Here is a 7,247-nt window from a genome sequence, read left to right on the forward strand (position 1 = left end):
CGCGGCCGGGCCGGCGGCACCGAGCGCCAGGGCGAGCGCGCAGGCGGCCGTCCCCGTCCGGCGCCTCCACCCGCGGGGGAAGACCGACATGGCAGGTTTCCATCGTTCGTGGTCGGAGAGGCCGGCGCGGCCGGCAGCGGCGCGCCTACTGGAGGTAGGCGACGAACATCTCGGACACGGCCCGGGACGCGTAGGCTTCCGGGCTCTCGCCCCAGCGGATCGGGAAGGCCTCGGCCACTGGGCGGCCGGCGAGGATCTGCGCGACCTCGTCGGGCATCAGGCCGTCGTCGAGGGCGCTCGCGAGGGCGGCGCGTTCGTGGGAGGGATGGGAGCGGACGCTCCGGGACAGGGCCCGGCCGAGGGCGGCGGCCGGTTCGGGGCTCAGGTCGGGACGGGTGTTCCGGGTCGTGTCATAGGTCAGCATCGGTGGTCGCCTCGCGTGTCTGATGTCGTGCGCTCTCCTCCTCTTGGACGCGGCAACACGGCAGACACGGCGCAGTCATCCGGGCGAACCGTTCCTTGCTGGTGATCACGGCAAACCTCCGATGGGCTCCACATCGACTGTATGTCGACACCGTCAATGTAGACGCCGGACCCGAGAATGTGCTGCCAAATTGGCGAGGACTTGCAGCGCAGGTTGTTCGTCGAAGCCGCGAGCCGGAGCAGAAGCGCGGGGTCGGCGGAGATATGCCGGGAACCCGGCCGCCATCGATCGCCCGTGCCGGCCGGCGACGGCCGGGTCCCGGGACTTGCCAAAGCCGGCGCGATGCCTGAATATCTTTCTGTGACAATGACTTAACGAAACAATGCTCCGGCAACGCGCTCGCGCGGTCGAAACCTTCTCCGCCGGACCGGGGCATTCGGAAGAGACTTCTCGCCGGCGCCGCCGGCGGCGGAATCGGGCCGCCACCGCGACCGATTCGAGGGAGACGACACCATGACCTCGGGGACGATGATGCGTGGCGAAGCCCCTGCCAATGTGGGCGTGACGGTCCAGGGGCACGACGCCCTGGGGCGCGACCGGCCCGACCCGTTCCGCCCCCTGCCGTGATCGGCGACGACCGATGCATCACGCTGCCCTGCCCGCCGCGGGCGCCACGATGGCCGTGGTCCAGCCGCCCCTGCGCATCACGAGCCGCAGCACCGCGGAGGCCGAAGTCTGGGCCGCCCTGCGCGCCGAGGCCGAGGCGGCCCTGATCGAGGAGCCCCTCTATGCGGGGATCATCCAGGCGACGATCCTCGACCAGCGCTCGCTGGCCCAGGCCCTCGCCTACCGCCTCGCCCACCGGCTCGGGGACGGCGACCTCGCACGCCTGTCGATGCGCGACCTGTGCCTCTCGGCCTTCGAGGCCGACCCGCAGGCCGGCGCCCACGCGGTGCGCGACCTCGTGGCGATCCGCGAGCGCGACCCGACCTGCCGCCGCTACCTCGACCCGTTCCTGTTCTACAAGGGACTCGCCGCGCTCGAGGCGTACCGGGTCGGCCACTGGCTCTGGCACCGGGGCCGGGCGACCCTGGCGCTGCACGTCCAGAGTCGGATCTCCGAGGTGTTCGGCTGCGACATCCACCCGGCGGCCAGGATCGGCTCGGGGGTGTTCATCGACCACGCCACCGGCGTGGTGATCGGCGAGACCACGGTGATCGCCGACGACGTCTCGATCCTCCAGTCGGTGACGCTCGGGGGCAACGGCAAGGAGAGCGGCGACCGGCATCCCAAGATCGAGCGCGGGGTGCTGCTCAGCGTCGGCGCCAAGGTGCTGGGCAACATCCGCGTCGGGGCGGGCGCCAAGGTCGCGGCCGCCGCGGTGGTGCTGCAGGACGTGCCGCCCCACACGACTGTGGCGGGTGTGCCGGCCCGGGTCGTCTCGCGCCTGCCCGTCGACGAGGAGCCGGCGCTCAGCATGGACCAGTCCTTCGGCTACGGGGACGGCATCTGAGACGCGCGAAAGATTTTTCCTGACAACAAAGTCGTCCGGGCGCCGCCGCCGGGCGCGACTCTGTAGAATTAAGTTCTCTGATATGCCTGTCTGAGGACGGTCGTGTCCTGTTCGCCGTGCATACCACGGAATCCATTTCTACGAACAGACGAAAAATGGGGACATCATTCCGTTGACCTTTGGGCGAATCAGACTTTATCCAGACATCGCCGGAACAACGATGAAGTCGGCCCGGCCGAGCGTTCGACAACGGCTGTCGGACTGCTAGAGAATACATGATTTGACTGACGGTGCTGCCGCTCGGGTCGCGATCGTCGTCGAGTTCTGATCGGAACGACTTGCGCTCGCCTCGCACAGACTGCGGGGCGCACCGCCGCCGCGCGGATCGATGCGGCGCGCCTGAAATCCTGGATGGAGTGAGGACGAACGATGAGCGGACCGGGTCTGAGCGTGAGCGCCACGGCGGCACGCAATCTTGCGACGGCGACCGTCACCTCGGTCCAGAACGCGGCCAACACGCCGCGCTGGCTGCTCCGGCTCCTGCCCTTCGTGGACGTGGCGGGCGGGGTCTACCGCGTCAACCGCCGCGCCGTCGTGCTGGCGCGCCCCGGCCGGATCGATCTCGTCGCCGAGGACAAGGGGGACGGCAAGGTGATCCGTCCCGCCTCCCTGCGGGCCGTGCCGCTGTTCAGCCGGCTGGGCGATGCCGAGCTGGCGGCGCTGGCGGCCAAGTTCACCGAGAGCCGGCACAAGGCCGGAACGGTGATCCACGAGGAGGGCTCCGCCGGCCGCAGCCTCACGGTGGTGGCCGACGGCACCGTCGAGCTGACCCTGTCGGGCCCCTACAAGGGCCGCCTGCGCCAGGGGCTCGCCACGAAGGGCGACTATTTCGGCGATGCGGGCCTCGCCGGTGAGCGCGCGCCCGCCCCGGCCGTGAAGGCCCTGTCGGCCGTGACCCTCCTGACCCTCGACGCCGCCGCGGTGGAGAGCGAGGAGATCCGCGCCAAGATCGCGCAGTACCGCGAGGAGCGCGACCGCCTCAAAGGTCACACCAACTCCTACGGCGAGCAGGGGATCGAGCTGCTGGCGGTCCATACCGGCGAGCCGCGCCTGCCGACGACCTTCGTGGACTACGAGGTCGATCCGCGCGAGTACCACCTCTCGACCATCCAGACGATCCTCAACACCCATACCCGCGTCACCGATCTCTACTCCAACGAGATCGACCAGCTCCGCGAGCAGATCCGCCTCACGGTCGACGCCGTGAAGGAGCGCGAGGAGTGGGAGCTCCTGAACAACGCGCAGTTCGGCCTTCTCGGCGAGGTCGGCCCGCGCCAGCGCATCCCGACCCGCGGCGGCCCGCCCACCCCGGACGACCTCGACGAGCTGCTGACCCTGGTCTGGAAGAAGCCCGCCTTCTTCGTGGCCCATCCCCGCGCCATCGCGGCCTTCGGCCGGGAGGCGACCCGCCGCGGCGTGCCGCCGGTCGTCGTCCACCTGTTCGGCGCGCCGTTCATCACGTGGCGCGGCGTGCCGCTGGTGCCGAGCGACAAGCTGCCGATCGACCTCGACCCGGTGACCGGGGCCGAGACCACCTCGATCCTGCTGCTGCGCGTCGGCGAGGGCGAGCAGGGCGTGGTCGGCCTGCAGAAGTCGGGCGTGACCGGCGAGATCGAGCCCGGCCTGTCGGTGCGCTACATGGGCACCAACGACCACTCGATCGCCTCGCACCTCGTGACCCGCTACTTCTCGGCCGCCGTGCTGGTCGAGGACGCGATCGCCCGCCTCGATAACGTGCTGCTGGGCAACTACCATGACTACGCCTGAGGCTGTCGCCCTCGGGCTGCCCGGGGCGAGCCCGGGCGAGCTGGCCCACGCGGATCTCGTCGGGCGCCTCGCCCGGGAGATCTACGGGCAGGGGCAGGCCGCGAGCCGGCCCTTCGCCCCGGCGATCCCCGCCGGCCCCCAGGTCCCGCAGGCTCTCGAGAGCCTGCCCCAGGGCCCGGGCGGCGCGCCGCTGCCGAGCGCGCCCCTGGGCGTCCCCTCGGCACCCGCAGGCGGCCAGCCCGCCGGCCTGCAGCCCGACGCCTCCGCGCTGGCGGCGCGCTCCTTCGGGGCGCCGCCGGTCGGCCTGCCGGGCCTCTCCGGGCCGACCCTGCCGAACCTCGCACCCGCGAGCCCGGCCTTCGCCGATGTCGGGGCGATCCCGCCGGTCCACCCGGCGAGCCCGCGCCCGGTGCTGCCGGACTTCTCCTTCGCCGGCGCTCCGGCGCTGGCGGCCGCCCTCCCCGGCGGTCCGGAGCTGCACCGGCAGATCGCCGCGGACCACCCGCGCGCCAACGCCTTCGCGCACGCCCTCGCCCCGGCTCTCGTGCCGGCCGATCCGTCGAAAGTCGGCCGCGATGAGGCGCAGGAGCGCTTCGCCCGGACCGGCCGGCTGTCCCAGGCACCCGAGGCGCCGCCGTCCGACTACTACTTCCTGAACCTCGGCCCCGGGCCGGCCCGCAGGGCGCCGGCGAGCCCCCAGGTGGAGCCGGCCCGCGACCCGGGCCCGGCGCCGCGCCTGGCGGCGCAGGGATCGAGCCCGGTGGCGGCGCCCTTCGACGTGGAGCAGGTCCGCCGCGATTTCCCGGCCCTGCACCAGAGCGTCAACGGCCACCCGCTGGTCTGGCTCGACAACGCCGCCACCACCCACAAGCCGCAGGCCGTGATCGACGCGACCGCGGAGTTCTACGGGCGGCACAACTCGAACATCCACCGGGCCGCCCACACCCTGGCGGCGCGCTCCACCGACCTGTTCGAGGGCGGCCGCGAAGCGGTGCGCCGCTTCCTCAACGCCCCGTCGAAGGACGACATCGTCTTCCTGCGCGGCACCACGGAGGCGATCAACCTCGTCGCCAATTCCTACGGCCGGGCCCAGATCGGCCCGGGCGACGAGATCATCGTCTCGACCATCGAGCACCACGCCAACATCGTGCCCTGGCAGCTGCTGGCGCAGCAGACCGGGGCGACGCTCCGGGTGATCCCGGTCAACGACCGCGGCGAGATCATCTTCGAGCAGTACGCGGCGCTGCTGTCGGGCCGCACGAAGATCGTCTCGGTGACGCAGGTGGCCAACGCGCTCGGCACCGTGAACCCGGTGCGGGAGATCATCCAGCTCGCCCACGCCTACGGGGTGCCGGTGCTGGTCGATGCGGCGCAATCCTCGCCGCATATGCCGCTGGACGTCCAATCCCTCGACGCCGACTTCCTGGTCTTCTCCGGCCACAAGGTGTTCGGGCCGACGGGCATCGGCGCGCTCTACGGCAAGACCCACTTGCTGGAGGCGATGCCGCCCTGGCAGGGCGGCGGCCACATGATCGAGGACGTCACCTTCGCGAAGACCGTCTACAAGGGCGCGCCCGAGAAGTTCGAGGCCGGCACGCCCGACATCGCCGGGGCGGTCGGTCTCGGGGCGGCGCTCGACTACCTCGCGGGTATCGGCATGCCGGCGATCGCCGCCTACGAGCACGACCTCCTGGACTACGCGCAGGCGGGCCTCGCCGACGTGAAGGGCCTGCGCCTGATCGGCACGGCCCGGGAGAAGGCGAGCGTGATGTCCTTCGTGATCGAGGGGCAGACGAACGAGGCGGTCGCCCACCACCTCGATTCGCACGGCATCGCGGTGCGCTCGGGCCACCACTGCGCCCTGCCGGCCCTGCGCCGGTTCGGGGTCGACCAGTCGGTGCGGGCCTCGCTCGCCTTCTACAACACCCGCGCGGAGGTCGACGCCTTCCTGCGGGTGCTGCACACCTTGCCGCGAACGTGACCGGCGCGTCGCCGGCCGGCGGGCGCGGGGGCGTCGTGTCCGCGCCGAACCCTGCCCTGCGGGCGTGAGGATCCGCGCGACCCGTCGCCGACGTCCGGCGCGGCGCGCGGAACCCCTACGCCGCCGGCCGGAGATGCCGCGTCCGCACCGTGCCGTCGATGGCCCGCAGCGCGCGGAGCACCGCGTCCGCCTCGCCCGGCGGCACGGACGCGTCCACCACGACGTAGCCGAACTCGCCGTCCGTCTGCAGGTACTGCGCGTCGATGTTGAGCGACCGGCCCGAGAAGATCGCGTTGATCTGCCCGAGCACGCCGGGCACGTTCCGGTGCACGTGGAGGAACCGCGCGCCCGACAGGCGCGGCGGCAGCTGGACCTGCGGGAAGTTCACGGCGCCGAGCGTCGAGCCGGTCTGGACGTAGTCGACGAGCTTGCGGGCCACCTCCGCGCCGATGCGGTCCTGGGCCTCCTCGGTCGAGCCGCCGACATGGGGGGTGAGGAGCACGTTCGGAAGCCCCTGCAGGGGCGAGACGAAGCGCTCCGCGTTGGAGGTCGGCTCCACCGGGAAGACGTCGATCGCGGCCCCGGCGAGATGCCCGTCGCGCAGAGCCGCCGCCAGGGCGTCCAGGTCCACGACCGTGCCGCGGCTGTTGTTGATCAGGTAGGCGCCCGGCTTCATCGCGCGGATCCGCTCCGCGCCCATCAGCCCGTGGGTCAGCGGCGTCTCCGGGACGTGCAGGCTGACCACGTCGCTGGCGGCGAGCAGGGCCTCGAAGCTCTCGGCCGGCTCGGTGTTCCCGTGGCGCAGCTTGTCGGTGAGGTCGTAGAAGATGACGCGCATGCCCATCGCCTCGGCGAGGTTCGAGAGCTGCGCGCCGATATTGCCGTAGCCGACGATGCCGAGCGTCTTGCCGCGCACCTCGAAGGCGCCGGTGGCCGACTTGTCCCAGCCGCCTTCATGGGCCGCGACCGAGCGCGGCACGATGCGCCGGAGCAGCATCACGATCTCGCCGATCGTCAGTTCGGCGACGCTGCGCGTGTTCGAGAACGGCGCGTTGAACACCGGCAGGCCGCGGGCGCGCGCCGTCTCGAGGTCGACCTGGTTGGTCCCGACGCTGAAGCAGCCGATGGCGGCGAGGTCGGGCAGGACGTCGAGAAGCGCGGCGGTGACCTGCGTGCGCGAGCGGATGCCGAGGACGGTGACGTCGGCCAGTTCGCCGGCGTCCCCGGGGCTGACCGCGCGCGACAGCTGTCGGATGGCGCCGATCCCGGCCTGGGTGAAGATCCTGGACGCTGTCGGCGCTATGCTTTCGGTCAGAACGACGCGCTCGGTCGACACGGTCTGTCCTCTCTCCACGGACGGGATGCGATCCGCGACCTTGGCGCCGGCGCGGCGCAGCGGCAAGGGCGGCGCGGGCGGGACGGGGTTGCGGGCGCGCGGCGCGGGCCGCCCGCCCCGCGACGGGACGGCCCGGCCCCGTCGTCTCGACGGCGCGCGCCCGGCC

Annotated in this window: 5 protein-coding genes; 3 read left to right on the forward strand and 2 right to left on the reverse strand. The window is 72.1% G+C overall.

Translation table 11 applies throughout. The features are described 5' to 3' along the window. Window positions 1–145: 145 nt before the first annotated feature. Window positions 146–424, reverse strand: a complete 279-nt coding sequence (locus ACLBYE_RS28695) for a hypothetical protein (protein WP_020095131.1) — start codon at window positions 422–424, stop codon at window positions 146–148. A 640-nt stretch (window positions 425–1,064) separates the two neighbouring features. Between ACLBYE_RS28695 and cysE the strand changes: the two genes are divergently transcribed. The 3 genes from cysE to ACLBYE_RS28710 all read left to right on the forward strand — a co-directional run bounded on the left by cysE (window position 1,065) and on the right by ACLBYE_RS28710 (window position 5,745). Further along, window positions 1,065–1,937: a serine O-acetyltransferase gene (gene cysE, locus ACLBYE_RS28700; protein WP_020095129.1), complete on the forward strand. Its 873-nt coding sequence runs from the start codon at window positions 1,065–1,067 to the stop codon at window positions 1,935–1,937. Window positions 1,938–2,366: 429 nt separating this feature from the next. Continuing rightward, window positions 2,367–3,764 (forward strand): family 2B encapsulin nanocompartment shell protein, encoded by a 1,398-nt coding sequence (locus ACLBYE_RS28705; RefSeq protein WP_026605239.1) that lies wholly within the window; start codon window positions 2,367–2,369, stop codon window positions 3,762–3,764. Beyond that, the gene (locus tag ACLBYE_RS28710) at window positions 3,751–5,745 is read left to right on the forward strand and encodes a family 2A encapsulin nanocompartment cargo protein cysteine desulfurase (protein ID WP_447696763.1); all 1,995 of its coding nucleotides are present in this window, start codon (window positions 3,751–3,753) and stop codon (window positions 5,743–5,745) included. Before ACLBYE_RS28705 ends, ACLBYE_RS28710 begins: the two co-directional genes overlap by 14 nt. Window positions 5,746–5,860: 115 nt before the next feature. Here ACLBYE_RS28710 and serA read toward each other — a convergent pair whose 3' ends face one another. Then, window positions 5,861–7,081, reverse strand: a complete 1,221-nt coding sequence (gene serA, locus ACLBYE_RS28715) for a phosphoglycerate dehydrogenase (RefSeq protein WP_447696764.1) — start codon at window positions 7,079–7,081, stop codon at window positions 5,861–5,863. Between the last annotated feature and the right edge of the window lie 166 nt (window positions 7,082–7,247).

The sequence above is a fragment of the Methylobacterium sp. A52T genome, assembly GCF_053346095.1.